Raw genomic sequence first — 17,174 nt, forward strand, 5'->3', positions numbered from 1 at the left:
CTTACTCCCCCTCTATCGTGGATGTTAATATGCTATACCATTCATTTTTGTTTGTTGAAAATGGCTTTGACGCATCGATAGCTGTACCGTCAGAAGCAACAACGGTAATGGATTCCTTCGATCGCAAGCTGCAAATCGATCCGTGTGTGGATTGCATGCGCCCAGCCGTCAGCTTGCCATCTGTCCATTCCATATCGACAACAAACCCTCCACGCGCTTTAAGACCTTTCACGCAACCTGCCGGCCATGCACCCGGAAGCGCTGGCAGAAGCTCGATATAACCCAAATGGCTTTGCAGCAGAAGCTCTGCAATGCCCGCCGTACCGCCAAAGTTTCCATCGATTTGAAACGGTGGATGATCATCGAACAAATTCGGATGCGTAGAGCGTGCAAGCAAAGTATGGATAAAATGATAAGAAGACTTCGAATCCTTCAGCCTCGCAAATAAGTTAATTAACCACGCACAGCTCCAGCCTGTATGGCCGCCTCCGTGGTTTATGCGGCTCTCAAGTGAAAGGCGGCCCGCTTCCACAAGCTCCGAAGTTGTATCTTGATTGATGGACGTACCTGGATATAAGCCATATAGATGAGATACGTGACGATGCCCAGGCTCATGCTCCTCAAAATAATCATGCCATTCCTGCAATTGTCCATTAGGTGCAATTTGCAGAGGAGGAAGCTTGCTCCTCGCTGCTTCTAGCTGCTGCTTGAAAGATGCATCGATTCCGAGCAAGCTCGCAGCTGCTGCGCAATGATCAAACAGCTCGCCAATTAAAGTAATGTCCATAGCAGATGATTCAGCAACACTGCTAACCTCGCCTTGTGCGGTCAGAAATTTATTCTCTGGCGACGTCGATGGCGAAGTCATCAGCTGCCCTTTGTCGTTCTCCTGCAGTAAGTCCAAACAAAATAAAGCTGCGCCCTTCATTAAGGGATAAGCTTTTTCTCTCAAAAAGGCTTCACTCGGATGATATAAATAATGCTCCCATAAATGCTGCGTCAGCCAAACGCCGCCAAGCGGCCAGAAAGCCCAGCTAGGATGACCGGCTGTCGGCGTTGATGTCCGCCATAAATCCACATTATGATGCGCTACCCAGCCTGCACTGTTGTAATGAATAGCCGCGGTACGGGCTCCCGTGATGCTGAGTTCCTCAATCAAGCGAAACAAAGGCTCATGGCATTCGCTCAAATTTCCTATTTCCGCCGGCCAATAATTCATTTGCGTATTAATATTCGTCGTATAGTCGCTGTTCCAAGGCGGCTGAACCCGGTCATTCCATATGCCTTGCAGATTAGCCGGCTGCGTGCCTGGCCGTGAACTTGCCATAAGCAAATATCGGCCGTATTGGAAATATAGCGCTTCCAATGCTGGATCTTGTTTGCCTTGCTTATAGTTTTCCAGCCGCTCATCTGTCGGCAATTGAGCTTGTGCCGTCCGCCCTAAACCGAGCTGCACACGTTGAAACAAGCTTCGATGATCCTCTACATGGCGCTCTCGCAGCTGTTCATAGCTGGATGTTAATGCTTTCTCCAGTAGGCGATCGTTTTGCTCGGCCAGATCAGCAGCAGTTTTGTCTGGATGAACATCAAAACTCACAAAGCTTGTTGCTGCGCTTAATAGAAATGTAGCCGAGCTTGCCCCTTGAATATTTATTTGCTTATCGCTGTTTATCGATAGTTTGCCGCCTTCTATCTTAACCAGCAGTTTTCCTTGAAACGTAATGCCGCGATCATTCTCATACTGTACAGCCAGCGGATGATCGCCCAAATAATTGTCTGCTACATGACTTGGACAACGACCGTGAAGTACGATAGCGTCGCTGCCTGCTGCCTCGATTCCATACTGTACGGAGGAAGTCATCGTTGCTGTAAGCTCTAGCAGATCTTCTCCTTCTGACTCGTATCTAACGCATAACACTTGATCCACCGCGCTAACGAACATCTCGCGCGAGTAAACCGTTTTACCCACTTGAAACCGTGCAGCAGCGATGCCTGCATCGATATCAAGCTTGCGAATGTAATCTGCGGCCTGATCATGCGCGTGTTCAAAATGCTGCTCTATAAACAAGTCGCCCATCGGTTGATAGGACTCTGTGTTTGTTCCGAGCATCTTCGCCTCGATTAACTGTTCCGCCTCAACAAATCTTTTATCTGCTATGAAGTCCCGGGCTCGCTTTAAATAGCGCAGCGCTTCGTAATTGTTCGTATCCCGCGGAAAGCCTGACCACAATGTATCTTCATTTAATTGAATGCGTTCTTGTTCCACGCCGCCAAATACCATACCGCCTAACCGGCCATTCCCAATGGGCAGTGCTTCCTCCCATCGTGAAGCCGCCTGCCTATACCATAGGTTTAACGGATGAAGCTGCTCTGCTTTATATCCCATGTTTTTGGTCTCCTATTATCGCTCTGTTCACAGCGTTTTAAAAAACAGTTATTATTCATCATAACGGAATAGCCCTGCTCAACAGTACCCAATACATTTCATGAAAAATCATGTCAAAATTAGCTTTTTTTCAAATTCTCGCTAAATAATAAAAAATCGCTGCAAGCACGATGATGTGTGCTTGCAGCGATGTAATTCACAGCCAAATTATATTTGAAGGCGTATTTCTTACAGACCAGCTGCGCCAAATACTTTATCAAAGCCTGCTTTGGAGCGCTGCGCCAGCTCTTCCGGCGTTTGCAATTCCGCTTCTGATGATAAGATCTCCTGTGACACAGCACCTTTATAGCCAATACGATTAAGTGCTTGCAGGAATCCGACTAAATCAATTACACCTTCACCAGGATATACGCGGCCGTTGTCGAGTGCTTCCTCAACCGGTACGTCCGGCGCGTCATTGATATGAACATGGACGATTTGCTCTTGACGAAGCGCTTCAATATCAGCAACAGTCAGGCTGTTCGTATACCAGTGATAGGCATCAAACAACAATCCTACATTGCTCTCACCGATTGCGTCGATCCACTCCAATGTTTCCTCGAGCGTCCAAATAAATGGATTTTCCCAACGCGTCCGCAAATGATGCGGGCCAACAAATTCAAGGCCAAGGCGAATGCCATAAGCGCCTAGAATTTGAGCGCAAGTACGCAATCTGCGAGTTGCAAGTGCCATGAAGCGAGCTGCTTTCAAATCTGTTGAAGGCAAAATATAGGTGCAGCAGCTTGTACAGCCTAGCGCCGCAGCCGCAGCCGCTGAGGATGCCAACTTCTCCAATCCTTCAAGAAAAGCTTCTTCCGTTGTTCTCCATTCTACTGGAAGACCAATGGAGCCAATTACTACGCCATTGCTTGCAAGAAGCTCACGCGCTTGCTCTACACCATAGCGATTAATTAGTGACGCCGCATCCAAATCTACAGCTTGAAATCCGTACGCGCCAGCGAGCTTAATTAGATGCTCATCACTTTCGATTCGACCAAGACCCGCTCCAGTTAAACCTCTCAACATACAAATTCCTCCTCATTCTACAATCAATTATGATTAATTTAGATTCCAGTCCAGCTTCACTTCATTGCCTGTGCGCGATGATTCATAAATTGCATCAAGCACAAGATTGTTCGTCAAACCAGTCAATACGGAAGTAATCGGCTGTTTACCTTCACGAATACATGCAAGGAAGTGACGGCTAAGACGAGCGCGCTCACCTTCATCATTGTCTGCTTTGCTCAAAACACTTTCAATCGGGCGATCAAATTTTTCTGTAAGCAGCTTGCCTTCAGCACCGCGATAGCTTGCGCCGCCTTCTGAGCCCATTACATGGATAAACGGTGAATTGTCCGTATCCATATGAACAGCCCAGCTCACTTCAAGCGAGAGTGTACTGCCGTCTTCCATTTTGATTAGCGCCGTAGCCAAGTCCTCAACATCATACGTTCCGTCCCAATCCGGTGTACCCCATGTGCCAATCCCTTTACGGTTTGGGCCAAACTCTGCATAGGTTGATCCATATACGGAAACCGGCTTTGGATTGCCCATCAAATACAGCGCAAGGTCAAGCATGTGAACGCCGATATCGATAAGCGGGCCGCCGCCTGATTGATCCATTTGTGTAAACCATGTGCCCCAGCCTGGAATGCCCTTGCGGCGAAACCAGCCCGTTTTGGCTGTATAAATTTTGCCAAGCTCACCACGGTCGATTTGCTCTTTAATTTGCATCGCAACAGATTCCCAGCGCATTTGATGAGCGACCATGACAACGCGGTCTGCCGCTTCACTAGCTCTCAATATTTGACGAGCAGCATCGCTGTTAATGCCCATCGGCTTTTCTATCAATACATGCTTGCCCGCTTCAAGAGCTTGAACGGCAAGCGGAGCATGGAATTGGTTAGGTACACCGATGATGACCGCATCGATGTCATCTCGCTGAATCAACTCTTCATTGGAAGCCGCAACATGCTCAATACCATATTGCTTGGCTGCTTTCTCTGCTCGCTTCAAATCCAAATCAGTAATCGCCGTAATGATACACTCTTCGCCAAGCTTAGAAAATTCTCCTGCATGGACGTTGCCAATATTTCCTGCACCGATAATACCTATTCTAATCTTATTTTCTGTAGTCAATGAAATTCCTCCTATAATTTTGAATGAACCCTTGCTCAGCAATAAGCACTCGTTTTTGGTAACGCTTGATCTCTTCATTTATGTTAGAATAAACGGGATGAGAAATCGTGCTTGTTTTTCGATAAAAGTCTCAGATTTTCGGAGGAATGCATTCATTCATGACCTACATACCTGACTATTTGAAAACGTATCCAAATATGAATACCTCTTCTCCCCTCCATATTAGCCTAAACCGTCTTTACCATGGCTTTAGGCCGCATCGCCATGATTTTTTGGAGTTCTCTTATGTTATAGACGGAAGGGGCTCTGAATCGATCAACGATGCAAAACATCAAATGCTGCCCGGCACCTTTACGTTTGTGCTTCCTTATCAGGTGCATGAACTATTTACAGAGCCCGGGAGTACACTTGTTCTTTATAATTGTATGTTTAGCATGGACTTGCTGATGGAGCCTGGACAAGAGGAAGGCCTTATGGACCTCATCGATCAGAATACTCTGCCGCCATCCGTTCAACTTAGCGGTGCTGATAATGAACGAATGAAGCATTTAATAGAAGATATGTTTCGTGAGTACGCGGGGCAGGAGCCTTGGCGCCGAACGATGCTGCAAGTGCGGTTGAAGGAAATATTAGCTTTCTTTGATCGTTATCGCCGCAATATTGCGCCGTCTGCTCCAGCCTCAAGGCTTGCTTCCAAATCGAGTGCCTCGGTTTGGCCAATCATTCATTATATTCATCAACATTATCAAGACGAGCTTGCGCTGTCTGACCTTGCAAGCCGCTTTTCACTGAGCATGTCTCGCATAAGTGAAGTAATTAAACAAACGACTGGACAAACATTCGTACATTTCCTGCATGATTTGCGCTTGCGGCATGCCTGCAGCCTGCTTGTTTCTACCGATATGAGCGTCGCTGAAATTGCGCTGGAGGTTGGTTATGGCTCATACAAAACCTTCTCCCGTATTTTCCGTGAAACCAAGGGCGTCGTTCCGAAGGATTACCGTAAAATGAAGCTTAGTCAGGAGCAGCCAGGCAAGTAGCCGAGGCTAATAAACAAACAAGGGCTGCCTAGAGTAGATTAATCTACTTCTAGGACAGCCCTTGCTCTGTTATGTGTTTAATGAAAAATAGACAAAATGAGGAATAAGATAGCTAGCATGACATAAATGACAAGCGAAACGATCATTAAAGTCCGCTTATTCACAGCGTTACTCCCCTCCCAGCACCAATTAGGCTATACACCAACATTGTATGTGGGCGGGGAATGCGCGGAAATTGTCCTAATGAGAAAATCGTCCACGCGGATTAAACGGCTGCTTTGGCTTTGCGATCCGATGGCAGCAAAATCGTCAGCATGCCGAGCAAAGGCAAATAGGACGTGCAGCGAATGACAAACTCAATACCCATGGAATCTGCCAAATTGCCGAGCACCGCCGAACCAATGCCCCCGAGACCAAACGCCATTCCGAAAAACACACCTGATACGAGGCCAACCCGCCCAGGCAGCAATTCGTTCGCATAAACTAAAATAACAGAAAATGCCGACGCCAAGATTAAACCGGCAAAAAAGATTAAAATAACGGAAAATGTTAAATTAGCATAAGGAAGCAGCAGCGCAAATGGTGCAGTTCCTAGGATCGAGAACCAGATCAAGCTGCGACGGCTGAACTTATCTGCGAGCACCCCGCCGAGAAGCAAGCCAATAACATTCGCTGCAAGAAAGACAAACAATACGATTTGAGCATGACTGACGGAGAGTCCAAAATGCTCGATGGCATAAAACGAGTAATAGCTGCTGATCGCAGAAATATAGACGTTTTTGGAAAACACAAGAATCATTAAAATCGTTATGGCAAATACAACTTTACCAGTGGACACATTAAGTTTGGAAACCGGCTTTGCCGCTTGCTTCGTGCTCTTGCTTGGCTCAAGTGCGAGCTGCTTTCCGTACCATTTGGCTACATTAAATTGAATGATAATTCCTATCGTAACGACCAAAGAAAACCAGATCACACCGCGCTGACCTGTGTGCACGAACAGAACAGCAGTCATGATTGGTGCAAGCGATTGTCCAATATTTCCGCCAAATTGAAAGATCGACTGCCCTGTACCTTTTTTCGTCCCAGCCGCCAAATAGGAAACCCGCGCAGAAGCTGGATGGAAAACGGCTGAGCCAATTCCAATTAACATAACAGCGACCATGACCATCCAGAAATGCGAAGCATACGAAAGAGCGGCAACGCCCCCCATTGTGAACAGCATGCCAATAGGCAGCAGCATCGGCTTCGGATGCGAATCAGATAAAATGCCGACAACAGGCTGCAGCAGCGCTGCAGTTAAATTAATCATCAAAGAGATCAATCCAATTTGAGCAAAGCTCAGTGAAAGCGAGTCCTTCAAAATAGGAAATAATGCCGGCACGACCGATTGAATCGTGTCATTAATCAAATGCACGAAGCTAATAGCGAACAACAATGGGTATATCGTTTTTAAAGCGGACGGTGATGTTGCGATTGAAGCTTGAGTACTAGACATACAGTTTTCTCCTTACTCCAAATAGAATGTAATATGTAATATATCGCATATTATATTTCCTTAAGCAAATAAAAGCAATAAATTCCTTTTTAAAATTTTTGGCATTTGCTTCAATGAATGAACCTGCGATATATTATATATTGTCGAAACTGTTATCCTATCACTTTCATAATGAAACCAAAAAATAAAGGAGGATCCCCTCTGCCTATTCCAACTGATTATTCAACACCCGTTAGACTATCCGCCAAGGAGCGTACCTTAAGCCAGCTGCAGAAATGGATTATCGACGGCACGCTTCAGCCCGGAGAGAAGCTTAACGATTCAGAGCTTGCCGAGGCACTTGGCGTCAGCCGCACACCGATTAGGGAAGCCTTTCAATTGCTTGAGGTTCAAGGACTCATTCAAATGTTTCCTGGCAAAGAGACGCGAGTCACGACGCTAGCCAAGGAAGATATCCTTAAGCTGTATGCGCCACTTACAGCCCTTCAAGCATTAGCAGCTGAGCTTGCTGCCGACAATATTCAGCCAGAGCATATTGAACAGCTGCGTGCTATTAATGCCAGCTTTAATGAAAAAGTTAGTGAAGAGCAGCTCTATGAAGCGATGGAATATGATGAAGAGTTTCATGAAACGATACTGCAAATTGCCAATAATCAGCATATACTCACCTTCTGCTCCTCGCTTCAATTACATATAAGAAGATACAAATATATTTTCTTCAAACGGCCGAGCTGGGAGACCCATACGGCTGCAGCGGATCATGAGTACATCATCCAAGCGCTTGAAGCACGTAATGGTGGAGAAGCCTCACGTTTGATGAAGCTTAATTTAAATAGGCCTCTTGAGCATCTGGACAAAATTCTTTGAGCGATCCGTACCACATCTGATAATAGCCAAAAAAGTGATTAAGCCGACCAGTAAGTCGCTTAATCACTTTTTTTAGTTAAACCGATCCTTCCATAGCATGCTCTACGTCTGAATCCGTTGCCCCGTCTGGAATGATTCAATCGCTGCATGGGCTAGCTGAAGCGCTCTGCGCCCCGCCGCAGCGTGAATTGGCGGTGCTTCACCCGCACGAAATGCACCGAGCAAATGTTCAAAATGTTTGTCGAACGTAAGATGGAATTCTCGCTCCTTATCATTGAAGTAACCCGCTTGCCATACTTCGGCTGTTTCGCTGCCCGAGCGTTGAAACGTAAATTTCTTCACTGTATCTTCAATGGTCACTCTGCCCTTTAAGCCATTAAGCTCCATCGCATGAGTCTGTGCGTATGCATACGAGGAGTCATAAGATCCGAGCATTGTTCCTACTGCGCCGGATTGAAATTGCAGTGCTAATGCCATGGTAGAGAAACCGTTTCCGGTTTTATCTGTCATTTGTGCCATCACCGATGCAATCGGGCCGCATAAATGCTCAAGCATATCAAATCCGTGACACTGGGTTTCGATTAAGTTGCCGTGCGGATGATCACTTGTTCCTTCACCGCCAAATCGCCAAGAAGCGAATATAAGCTCTCCTAACTGTCCCGCATCCATCGCTTCTTTAGCCTTCTGAACAGCTGTCGCATAGCGGTGATTAAAATTAATCGCAAAAAACAGCTCCCGCTTCGCTGCTTCCGCAAGCAATAAATCAGCTTCCCCTAGATCAAATACGAGCGGCTTTTCCACCAATAATGGAACACCTGCTTGAATAACCTGCAAGGTCGCATCAAAATGTCCTTGATTCGGCAAGCATAAGCTGACGAGGTCAGGCCGTTCCGTCTCCAGCATCTCCGCGATGCTCGTATAGGCATTTGTCCCAAACTCATCTGCTCTTGCCCTGGTTCGGTCAGCATCTCGTCCAACAACGGCACAAAAATCAACATCCTTACGCGCATTAAAAATACGAGCATGGTGGTATCCCCAGCCGCCAGCCCCGATTAAGGCAACCTTCACTCGCCCCTCACTGCTCATTGCTCAATGACCACCTTTCCCGTATCCCCTTTGAAAAACAACTCAAATGCTTCTTGTATCGATTGTGGTCCAAAACGGTGCGTGATGATTTGACTTAAGTATGGCAGGTGTTCACCCATCAAACGATGATTAGCCTCTAGCTCGCTAAACGGAAAATACTCACTGCCAAGCACGGCTCTCTCTGTTGCTATCAAATCGGAGGATACTTGCAAATTTAGCTGCTCGCCATGACCAATGCATACGAGTACACCGCGATGATTCAGTGCATGCAAAGCTGCTTCGCGAGCTGTTGTTCTACCGCTCGTATCGAATGCTGCATCTATACGGCCCAAGCCTGCGGCTGCCAATCCCGCTTCAAGTGTTGTTTCCCCCAAATGGATCGGAATAGCACCCATTCTCTCTGCGAGTTCTAAACGATACGGTGTAAAATCCATAATGAATACAGGCAGCTCTTTGCCCAGCAGCAGCTTCGCCATCGCCAGCACCGCTAGACCAATCGGACCTGCACCGGCAATAAGGATGGATTCGATATCGCCATGCACAAGCTGCGCTCTGCGAATCGCATGACCGCCTGTCCCCATGATATCAAGCAATATCGTTGCTTCTGCCAACGGAATGGCAGCATCCACAGCAAAAAACACATTTTCGTTCACGACCATATAAGGCCCGTAACCGCCATCATGAGAGAAGCCATAATCTGCACGCTTGCTTAAGCATTGGTTCGTGTACCCTCGCTTGCAGCTGCGGCATTGCCCGCAAAAATCCATTAAGAAAACAACGCCATGTGTACCTAGATCCGTTTTGGTATTTGTGCCTGCTGCGACAACGATGCCTGCTGCCTCATGACCAGGCGTCGCTTCAGAACCGCTGTAGAACTGTCCACGCTCTGATCCGCATAAAGCGTTTGCTTTGACCTGGAGCAGCAGCTGGCCTGGTCCAGGGGCAGGCACCGATTTCTCGATATAGTCAATTTTCCCGTTTCCCAAAAATCTTGGTGCACTCATCACGTCAGGTATCATTAAGCTCATTCGTATACCCCTCCATTTTCATGTCATTATCCTCGATAGTTTCTATTGCTTACCTCTATAATAAAGCTAATAATAAAGGTAATCATGTAAAAAACATCGAAATAACTTGTCAAAAACAATGATAATGATCGCACTAATCGTATGAATTGGAGGCAATTAGGTATGAATACGCAGCTGCATAACTGGAATGACCATCCCGTGCTGCCGTTTATACGGCTTTGCTATCGCTTTAAAAAAACGTCATTTTTTCAAGGTGAACGGCGTCTGCTCGATTATTTGTTTTTATATATGGAAGAAGGCCGTTATTTGCTTACGGTTGAGGGGATTGAATATGAGCTGCTACCTGGCGACTTTGCACTTATTCAGCCTGGAATGCTCTTCACAACGAGAGGATATGGAAGCTGCGTAGTACCAAACACTCATCTTGATTTCTTTTATAATCCGAACCGAGAAAGAAGCTTTGTAACGACGCCCGGTCAGACAAACTTGGAGCCTTATTCGGTTCTGAAGCAGCCGCAATTAAACGAATTCCCAAACCTGCAGCTGCCCGTCAAGCTGAAGCCGCGACATCCAGAATCGTTCAAAAAGCTGCTGAACCAAATGATTGAGCATTTTAGCCACAACGATATACAAAACGTGCTACATGCTCAAAAGCTGGCAATGGAGCTGCTCCTTCTATTAATCGGCGACTTTGAGACGACAGGCTCTTTGGCATTCGAGGATCAGCAGTTCGTAACGAAGATGAAAGCTTTTATTTCCTTTCACCTATCTGGAACAATCACGGTGGAGTCGATGGCGAAGCATGCAGGATATTCCGAATCCCATTTCAACGTTATTTTTCATCACTATTTTGGAGCAACGCCCCATCAGTTTCTCGTTCATTTACGTTTGGAGAAAGCAAGCGAGCTGTTAGCCACAACCGGACTTAAGCTCGACTTAATTGCGGAGTATTGCGGATTCGCCAACGCCTCACATTTCTCGAAAGCGTTCAAGAAAAGTTATGGCCTATCACCAAGGGAATTCAGAAATGCGCAAGAAAAATCCTTTTCATAAAATAAAGGCAGTCTAAAACACAGATTACGTGTCTAAGACTGCCTCTTCAATATATTTATACTTCCTTGCCTTCAGTACGCTCATAATAACGTCCAATTTCGATTACTAATGCGCCCATTCGCTCCAGCTCTGGAACGATGATTCTTTCCACGCCGTACTCCTTCAAAGCTGCAGCCGTTACTTTTCCGACTGCGGCAGCCACGATGTGCTGATTAAAGATGTTCAACAAAAGCTCCTTGCGGCCCGTTTCGATTGCATCCTTGAACAAATAGTGCACCTGCACCGCAGTCGTAAAGCAGACCGTATCGACTGTGCCGGCAGAAAGCTCGCTGAGCAGCAGCTCGACTGTAGCAGCATCCGGTGGAACATGCTTATAGGGCAGCACCGCTTCTACTTGCGAAGCACCCTTATTTTCGAGAAAACGTACTAGTTTCGGAGCTGGCTCACCATGAAGCTGTATCCACACCCTTTGCCCTTCAAAATCAAAGGCTTCGAGGTTTTCTATGAGTCCATCCATCGTTCCATCATCCGTGCTAACGATCGCTTTCAGTTCTGAACGTTTAAGAAATGCAGACGTTTTGTAGCCTCTTGTCGCGATTTTCGCCTCAGCCAGCCTACCAAGCACCGCTTGTTTAATGCCGATGCTGTCGGCTGTGTTGACGATCTGATCCGATCCCATGCCTGTGGTCAAAATAACCCAATCCGCGCCCTGCTCAGCGAAGTTTCGCAATGGCTCTTCCAACAGCGCTTCATCAAACATCGTCAAGCCTTGAAGCGAACGCACAATTGGAACGCCGCCTTGTTTTTCAATAACCATGCACATCTCATCCGTTTTCCGAGATCCAGCAATTACGATTTGTTTCCCTTGCAATGCGTTTATCCCCATCGTTATCAAGCCACCGTACTTTCGGTAAATTTGCCTTAGCCGACGTCATTATAACAGATGATGCCATAATACGCACCCATTATGTGACAATCTCAGTTAAGCATTTTCCCATTTCTGCTTGAAGAACAGCTCATAAACTTTGCTATAAACGATTTTCAAAATCATATACACCGGAATAATAAGTACTATGCCTAAAATTCCTGCAATATCTCCGCCCATGAGCACCAAGATGATCGTCGTCATCGGATGAATATCAAGCTGCTTCCCAAAAACATAGGGCGATATAAGATTATCCTGAATTTGCTGCGCTACTGTAATAATGACAATAGACCAGATCGCGATTGACGGCGCTTCGATGAAGCCGATGATAACAATCGGGATGGAAGATAAAAAGGAACCGATAAACGGAATAAAGTTCAAGATGACGGCCACTACGGTCAGCAGCATCGCATAAGGCAAATCAATAATTAGAAAGCCTACATACATAAGAACGCCGAGTGCTACATTCACGATAACTCTGCCAACGATAAAGCTGCTAAGCATATGATCGATATCGTCCATGACCTCTTTACCGTGGATACGGAACCTTTTGGGTATAAAGCTTACAATTTGTTCACCAAACTTCCCGCCTTCCTTCAGCATATAGAACAGTAGAATCGGGAACGTTATGAGCACAATCGCGAAATTTGAGAAAAAAGAAAAGAGTCCGGTCAAATATTCTGTAAATACCGTAAAGCCTTTGTTCAAATACTCCGTAAGCTTAGATAACAGATTCGAATCCTGCGGCAAAAACGACGATAAAAACCCATTATGCTCAAGCTCTGCAACTTGCTCGCTTAAAGTAGTAAACAAAGCGGGTGCATTTTCGACCAAATTATTGAGCTGCGTACGCAAGGAAGGCCATACCAAGATGCTGAAGCCAACCATCATAATGGCGAAAATCAAATAAATAAGCAAAATTGCGAGCGTACGATTAACCTTATGCCGCTCCATCACATTAACGAGCGGGCGCAGCAAGTAATAAAAAAAGCCTGCCAGCATAAGCGGAACGATAATCATACTGAATAAGGAAAGCACAGGTTTAAATATAAATGAAACGCGCGACCCCAAATAAATAATAATTAATACCAAAATAATCGTGAAGCACCATCTAAAAAATCGATTATGTCTGGCCATACCTGCACCTTCTTCTCTTTTTAACTGATCTTGTCATCTATAGGTTACATAACCTTTACCCTTCCTACCATGAATTGAATCGTTTGGAGTACTGGTCATTTCTCCCTGCTGCCCGCAATCACACTCGTTTTTATTACAAAATAAAAAAAGCTGGGTCAACGGCAGTAATCCGCCGACCCAGCTTCTTGCTTTATTCTCGGAATTAAGAAAATTCACTTCATTACATCATGTTTAAGCCTGAAACTTCTTCAAAATAATTACGGCATTATGACCACCGAAGCCGAAGGAATTGGACATCGCTATATTAATCTCAGCTTCGCGCGCAACATTTGGCACATAATCAAGATCACAAATTGGATCTGGTTGTTCTTGATTGATCGTTGGCGGGATTATCCCCTCCTGCATGCTCTTCACGAGTGCGATAGCCTCTACTCCGCCAGCTGCACCAAGCATATGACCTGTCATCGATTTGTTTGCTGTCACCGGAATTTGATACGCGAGGTCACCAAACAGCTTCTTAATGGCTGCCGTTTCGGAACGGTCTCCGATTTCCGTACTGGTGGCATGTGCGCTTATTAAATCAATTTGATTAGGCTCCAAGCCAGCTTCCCGCAGCGCATGCTTCATTGCCTGATAAGCACCAATTCCCTCGGGATGAGTGGCGACCATATGATACGCATCTGAACTTGCGCCATAGCCGATAACCTCCGCATGAATGCGGGCTCCTCTTTGCTGCGCATGTGACAGTGATTCGAGTATGAGAATGCCTGCTCCTTCGGCCATAACAAAGCCGTCGCGTCCTGCATCAAAGGGTCTGCTTGCCGAAGCTGGCGCTTCGTTCCGCGTTGATACCGATGTTGCATTGCCGAAGCTCGCTAGCGAAATATCCGTCACTGCCGCTTCCGTTCCTCCTGCAATAACGACATCTGCGCTGCCTGATCGAATAAGCCGCCAAGCCTCACCAATTGCGGTATTACCAATCGAGCATGCGGTAACTGGCGCCATTGACGGCCCCTGCGTACCGAACCGAATACTGATCATCGCCGCTGCCATATTCGCAATCATCATCGGAACAAGCGTTGGACTAACACGATCTGGCCCTCGATCATGCAGCACTTCAGCTTGGTCAAGCAGCGTCTGTATGCCGCCGATGCCAGAGCCTACATAAACACCAACACGTTCCCGATCTGTCTCTTCAACCTTAAGTGCTGCATCCTCCAGCGCTTGTTCAGCAGCTGCTATCGCAAACTGGCTAAACCGATCCATCCGACGGGCTTCTTTTTTCCCAAATAAAGCTTCTCCATCAAAATCTCTTACGACACCTGCAATTTTCGATTTATGTTTGCTTACATCAAATGTATCAATCGTGGAAATACCAGATTGTCCATGCACCAATCCGTCCCAAAAACGCTCCACACTGTTCCCTAGCGGCGAGATGACACCCATCCCCGTAATGACGACACGTTCCATCTTATTTCCTCCTTCGCAAAATCCTTTATGGGTAGTAGTTTGTCATACTCTTTATCCTATTACAAGTTGTTGTTTATTATAGTATAATGAGTACTACTATAAAGAGAGTACGGAGATGGAAATCATGATTAATCGAGAGACAAGACTACAAGCATTATCATCCTTTCTAAAATCAAAGCGTGCCAAAATCATGCCGGAGGACGTTGGTTTCCCTATCGGAACACGGCGGAGAACACCTGGTTTACGACGTGAGGAGGTCGCTCAGCTTGCTGGCGTCAGCACAACTTGGTATACCTGGCTAGAACAAGGCAGAGATATTCAAGTATCGGCGTCTGTTCTGGATTGTGTTGCGGCGGCTCTGCAGTTAAATGACGATGAACGGGAATATTTGTACGCCCTCGCCCTCGGTTCCGGTTATAGCGCTCTGCCTATTAATGAGGAGCAGACCGAAATTACGCCCTCTTTAAAAAGAATTTTAAAGGAGCTCCGCTTCTGTCCAACCATAATATCCGATCGGCGCTGCCAAATCGTCGGTTGGAACGAGGCCGCCTCGCATGTGTTTATGGACTTTGACCAAATTCCAGCTGAACAGCGAAATATGATTGAGTTATTGTTCACAAGGAAAGAATTCCGCAGGCTAGCGGGAAATTGGGAGCATTTTGTAGGGGGATTTCTAGCTATCTTTCGCGCCTATTACGGTCAATATGTGCAGGATGATTGGTATGAGCGGTTTATTGATGAAATGAAGCGAAGCCATCCGGAGTTTCAATATCTTTGGGAGCAAAGCCAGGTCAGCTCTGCTCCAGATGTATTGCTGGAATTTCGACATGCACGAGTCGGAAAGATGTTGTTTCACCTGACCTCATTTCAAGTAAAGGGAAATACCGATCTACGATGCAGCGTCTATACGCCTGCACCTGAAACATCAACCGAAGCTAAGCTGCGCAGACTAATGGGCGGACAAGATTAGCGTTCGCCCTTGAATGAAATGGTTCGATTGCAAATTTTGTTTACAAGCGCATGATCATGACTAATGATAAGCAAGCCCATTTGACGAGCACGGACAATTTCAAGCATCTTATGCCATATTTGCGCCTGCGTAATTGCATCAAGCATGGTCGTCATTTCATCTGCGATGAGAAATTTGGTATCTGGTCCGAGAGCTCTCGCAATACAGCAGCGCTGGAGCTCTCCGCCTGACAGCTCATTTGGATAACGACGCAGCCACTGCTCCTTAATGCCTAACGCTTCAAGCAGCGCAGCATCCGGGGACCAACCTTCTGTCATTGTTTTGGCCATCCGCCATCTTGGATTAACCGCGCGCTCTGGATGCTGAAAAATCATTTGGACAGGATCAGAGCCTTTATTACTCTTACTCCGTCCATCAACCGACACCTCTCCTGCAATAGGGTTCAAATAACCAGCCAATAATCGGCCTAACGACGTTTTTCCGCTCCCGCTAGGTCCAATAAGGCCGACGACCTCTCCTGACTGTATCGAAATGCTAAAATCTTTAAACAACCAAGGACCGTCCGCATAACGCCAGCCGAGATTCCTTCCTTCAAGTCGCATGAACACACCTCACCATTCCACTCCGAAGGCTGCGAGCCGCCGGCCTGCTGTCAACACATCGTTCTGTAGCCAAGCTGCAGCGTTCAGCAAAGAGACAGCCTGAAATCGCAGAACTCCTTGCAGGCTGCGTCCCGGCCAGCGGTTCAAAACCATTTTGAGGAAGCGCACGCCACAAGGCGCGGCTGTATGGATGCCTAAGCTGCTCACCATTTCCGTGAAAATCTTTGGCCGAAGCGACCTCAACAGCGGTTCCCGCATAAAATATAGCGACCTTATCGGCAATTCGAAGAGCCGCTTCAATATCATGTGTAATAAACAACACGGCACAGCCGCCTTCAGCGAGCTGCTTGAAGTGGCCGAGCGCCTCTGTAACATCATCCGGATGCATGCCTGGCGTAGGTTCATCTGCAATGATCAGCCTTGTTCTTTCCAGCGCTGCCGTAGAGACAAGCACCTTACGAGCCATGCCTCCTGAGAGCTGAAAGGGAAACAGCCTCTCCACATGTGCTCCAAGCTGAAGCCGCGCAAATAACCCTCTCCGTTCCTGAAGCTGCTCAGCGCCATCTTCGCGCGTGCGCAGCTGCTTGCCTACTCGCATTAACGGATTAAGGAAGCTTACCGATTGCGGTACTAAGGCAATTTCCTTACCGCGGTAGCGCTTAAGCTTAGCTTCATTCAGCACTTCTCCGCCGTATGAGATGCTTCCGGTCATCACAACATTTTTAGGCAAAATGCCCATAATCGCATGAGCGAGCAGGCTTTTTCCCGATCCGCTCGCTCCAACGACGGCTACGATTTCACCTTCATTTATCGCGAAATCCAGCTCATCAATAATCGAAACCTGTTCCTGCGAGCTGCCTTTCACATAGTGCATAAAGGAAATGGATAGTTTATTCACCTCCAGCAGCGGCATATGGGCACCTCCCTCCATATTGAT

15 protein-coding genes are annotated in these 17,174 nt (G+C 46.7%); 4 read left to right on the forward strand and 11 right to left on the reverse strand.

The window, feature by feature from the left end; translation table 11 throughout:
* Position 1: 1 nt before the first annotated feature.
* The 3 genes from AC1DOV_RS28135 to AC1DOV_RS28145 form a co-directional block, all read right to left on the reverse strand.
* Positions 2-2,386, reverse strand: coding sequence for a glycoside hydrolase family 95 protein (locus AC1DOV_RS28135; RefSeq protein ID WP_477551598.1), 2,385 nt, complete (start codon positions 2,384-2,386; stop codon positions 2-4).
* A gap of 228 nt (positions 2,387-2,614) precedes the next feature.
* Positions 2,615-3,451 (reverse strand): sugar phosphate isomerase/epimerase family protein, encoded by an 837-nt coding sequence (locus AC1DOV_RS28140; RefSeq protein ID WP_477551599.1) that lies wholly within the window; start codon positions 3,449-3,451, stop codon positions 2,615-2,617.
* Between the two features lie 33 nt (positions 3,452-3,484).
* Positions 3,485-4,564 (reverse strand): Gfo/Idh/MocA family protein, encoded by a 1,080-nt coding sequence (locus AC1DOV_RS28145; RefSeq protein WP_477551600.1) that lies wholly within the window; start codon positions 4,562-4,564, stop codon positions 3,485-3,487.
* Between the two features lie 158 nt (positions 4,565-4,722).
* Between AC1DOV_RS28145 and AC1DOV_RS28150 the strand changes: the two genes are divergently transcribed.
* Complete coding sequence (locus tag AC1DOV_RS28150) at positions 4,723-5,604, forward strand: AraC family transcriptional regulator (RefSeq protein WP_339208525.1); 882 nt, start codon at positions 4,723-4,725, stop codon at positions 5,602-5,604.
* A gap of 265 nt (positions 5,605-5,869) precedes the next feature.
* On the opposite strand, the gene AC1DOV_RS28155 is transcribed toward AC1DOV_RS28150, so the two are convergent.
* Positions 5,870-7,099: an MFS transporter gene (locus AC1DOV_RS28155; RefSeq protein ID WP_477551601.1), complete on the reverse strand. Its 1,230-nt coding sequence runs from the start codon at positions 7,097-7,099 to the stop codon at positions 5,870-5,872.
* 171 nt (positions 7,100-7,270) lie between these two features.
* On the opposite strand from AC1DOV_RS28155, the gene AC1DOV_RS28160 reads away from it, so the two are divergent.
* Complete coding sequence (locus tag AC1DOV_RS28160; RefSeq protein ID WP_477551602.1) at positions 7,271-7,966, forward strand: GntR family transcriptional regulator; 696 nt, start codon at positions 7,271-7,273, stop codon at positions 7,964-7,966.
* Between the two features lie 102 nt (positions 7,967-8,068).
* Here AC1DOV_RS28160 and AC1DOV_RS28165 read toward each other — a convergent pair whose 3' ends face one another.
* Together AC1DOV_RS28165 and AC1DOV_RS28170 are read right to left on the reverse strand one after the other, a co-directional pair.
* Positions 8,069-9,052, reverse strand: a complete 984-nt coding sequence (locus tag AC1DOV_RS28165; RefSeq protein ID WP_477551603.1) for a Gfo/Idh/MocA family protein — start codon at positions 9,050-9,052, stop codon at positions 8,069-8,071.
* A complete protein-coding gene (locus tag AC1DOV_RS28170) occupies positions 9,049-10,080 on the reverse strand; it encodes an alcohol dehydrogenase catalytic domain-containing protein (RefSeq protein ID WP_477551604.1) in 1,032 nt (343 codons plus the stop codon). The genes AC1DOV_RS28165 and AC1DOV_RS28170 overlap by 4 nt, the downstream gene beginning before the upstream one ends.
* Positions 10,081-10,242: 162 nt before the next feature.
* On the opposite strand from AC1DOV_RS28170, the gene AC1DOV_RS28175 reads away from it, so the two are divergent.
* The gene (locus AC1DOV_RS28175; protein ID WP_477551605.1) at positions 10,243-11,133 is read left to right on the forward strand and encodes a helix-turn-helix domain-containing protein; all 891 of its coding nucleotides are present in this window, start codon (positions 10,243-10,245) and stop codon (positions 11,131-11,133) included.
* 55 nt (positions 11,134-11,188) lie between these two features.
* On the opposite strand, the gene AC1DOV_RS28180 is transcribed toward AC1DOV_RS28175, so the two are convergent.
* The 3 genes from AC1DOV_RS28180 to fabF form a co-directional block, all read right to left on the reverse strand.
* Positions 11,189-12,019 (reverse strand): uroporphyrinogen-III synthase, encoded by an 831-nt coding sequence (locus AC1DOV_RS28180; protein ID WP_477551606.1) that lies wholly within the window; start codon positions 12,017-12,019, stop codon positions 11,189-11,191.
* Between the two features lie 96 nt (positions 12,020-12,115).
* On the reverse strand, positions 12,116-13,195 hold the full coding sequence (locus AC1DOV_RS28185) for an AI-2E family transporter (protein ID WP_477551607.1): 1,080 nt from the start codon (positions 13,193-13,195) through the stop codon (positions 12,116-12,118).
* A gap of 231 nt (positions 13,196-13,426) precedes the next feature.
* Positions 13,427-14,665, reverse strand: a complete 1,239-nt coding sequence (gene fabF, locus AC1DOV_RS28190; protein WP_477511224.1) for a beta-ketoacyl-ACP synthase II — start codon at positions 14,663-14,665, stop codon at positions 13,427-13,429.
* Between the two features lie 127 nt (positions 14,666-14,792).
* On the opposite strand from fabF, the gene AC1DOV_RS28195 reads away from it, so the two are divergent.
* A complete protein-coding gene (locus AC1DOV_RS28195) occupies positions 14,793-15,635 on the forward strand; it encodes a helix-turn-helix transcriptional regulator (protein WP_339209573.1) in 843 nt (280 codons plus the stop codon).
* Here the strand turns inward: AC1DOV_RS28195 and AC1DOV_RS28200 are convergent.
* Together AC1DOV_RS28200 and AC1DOV_RS28205 are read right to left on the reverse strand one after the other, a co-directional pair.
* Positions 15,632-16,237: an ABC transporter ATP-binding protein gene (locus AC1DOV_RS28200; protein WP_477551608.1), complete on the reverse strand. Its 606-nt coding sequence runs from the start codon at positions 16,235-16,237 to the stop codon at positions 15,632-15,634. The two genes, AC1DOV_RS28195 and AC1DOV_RS28200, sit on opposite strands and share 4 nt — an antisense overlap.
* The gene (locus tag AC1DOV_RS28205; RefSeq protein WP_430061780.1) at positions 16,227-17,150 is read right to left on the reverse strand and encodes an oligopeptide/dipeptide ABC transporter ATP-binding protein; all 924 of its coding nucleotides are present in this window, start codon (positions 17,148-17,150) and stop codon (positions 16,227-16,229) included. The genes AC1DOV_RS28200 and AC1DOV_RS28205 overlap by 11 nt, the downstream gene beginning before the upstream one ends.
* Between the last annotated feature and the right edge of the window lie 24 nt (positions 17,151-17,174).

Source organism: Paenibacillus sp. 01T47 (assembly GCF_056398245.1).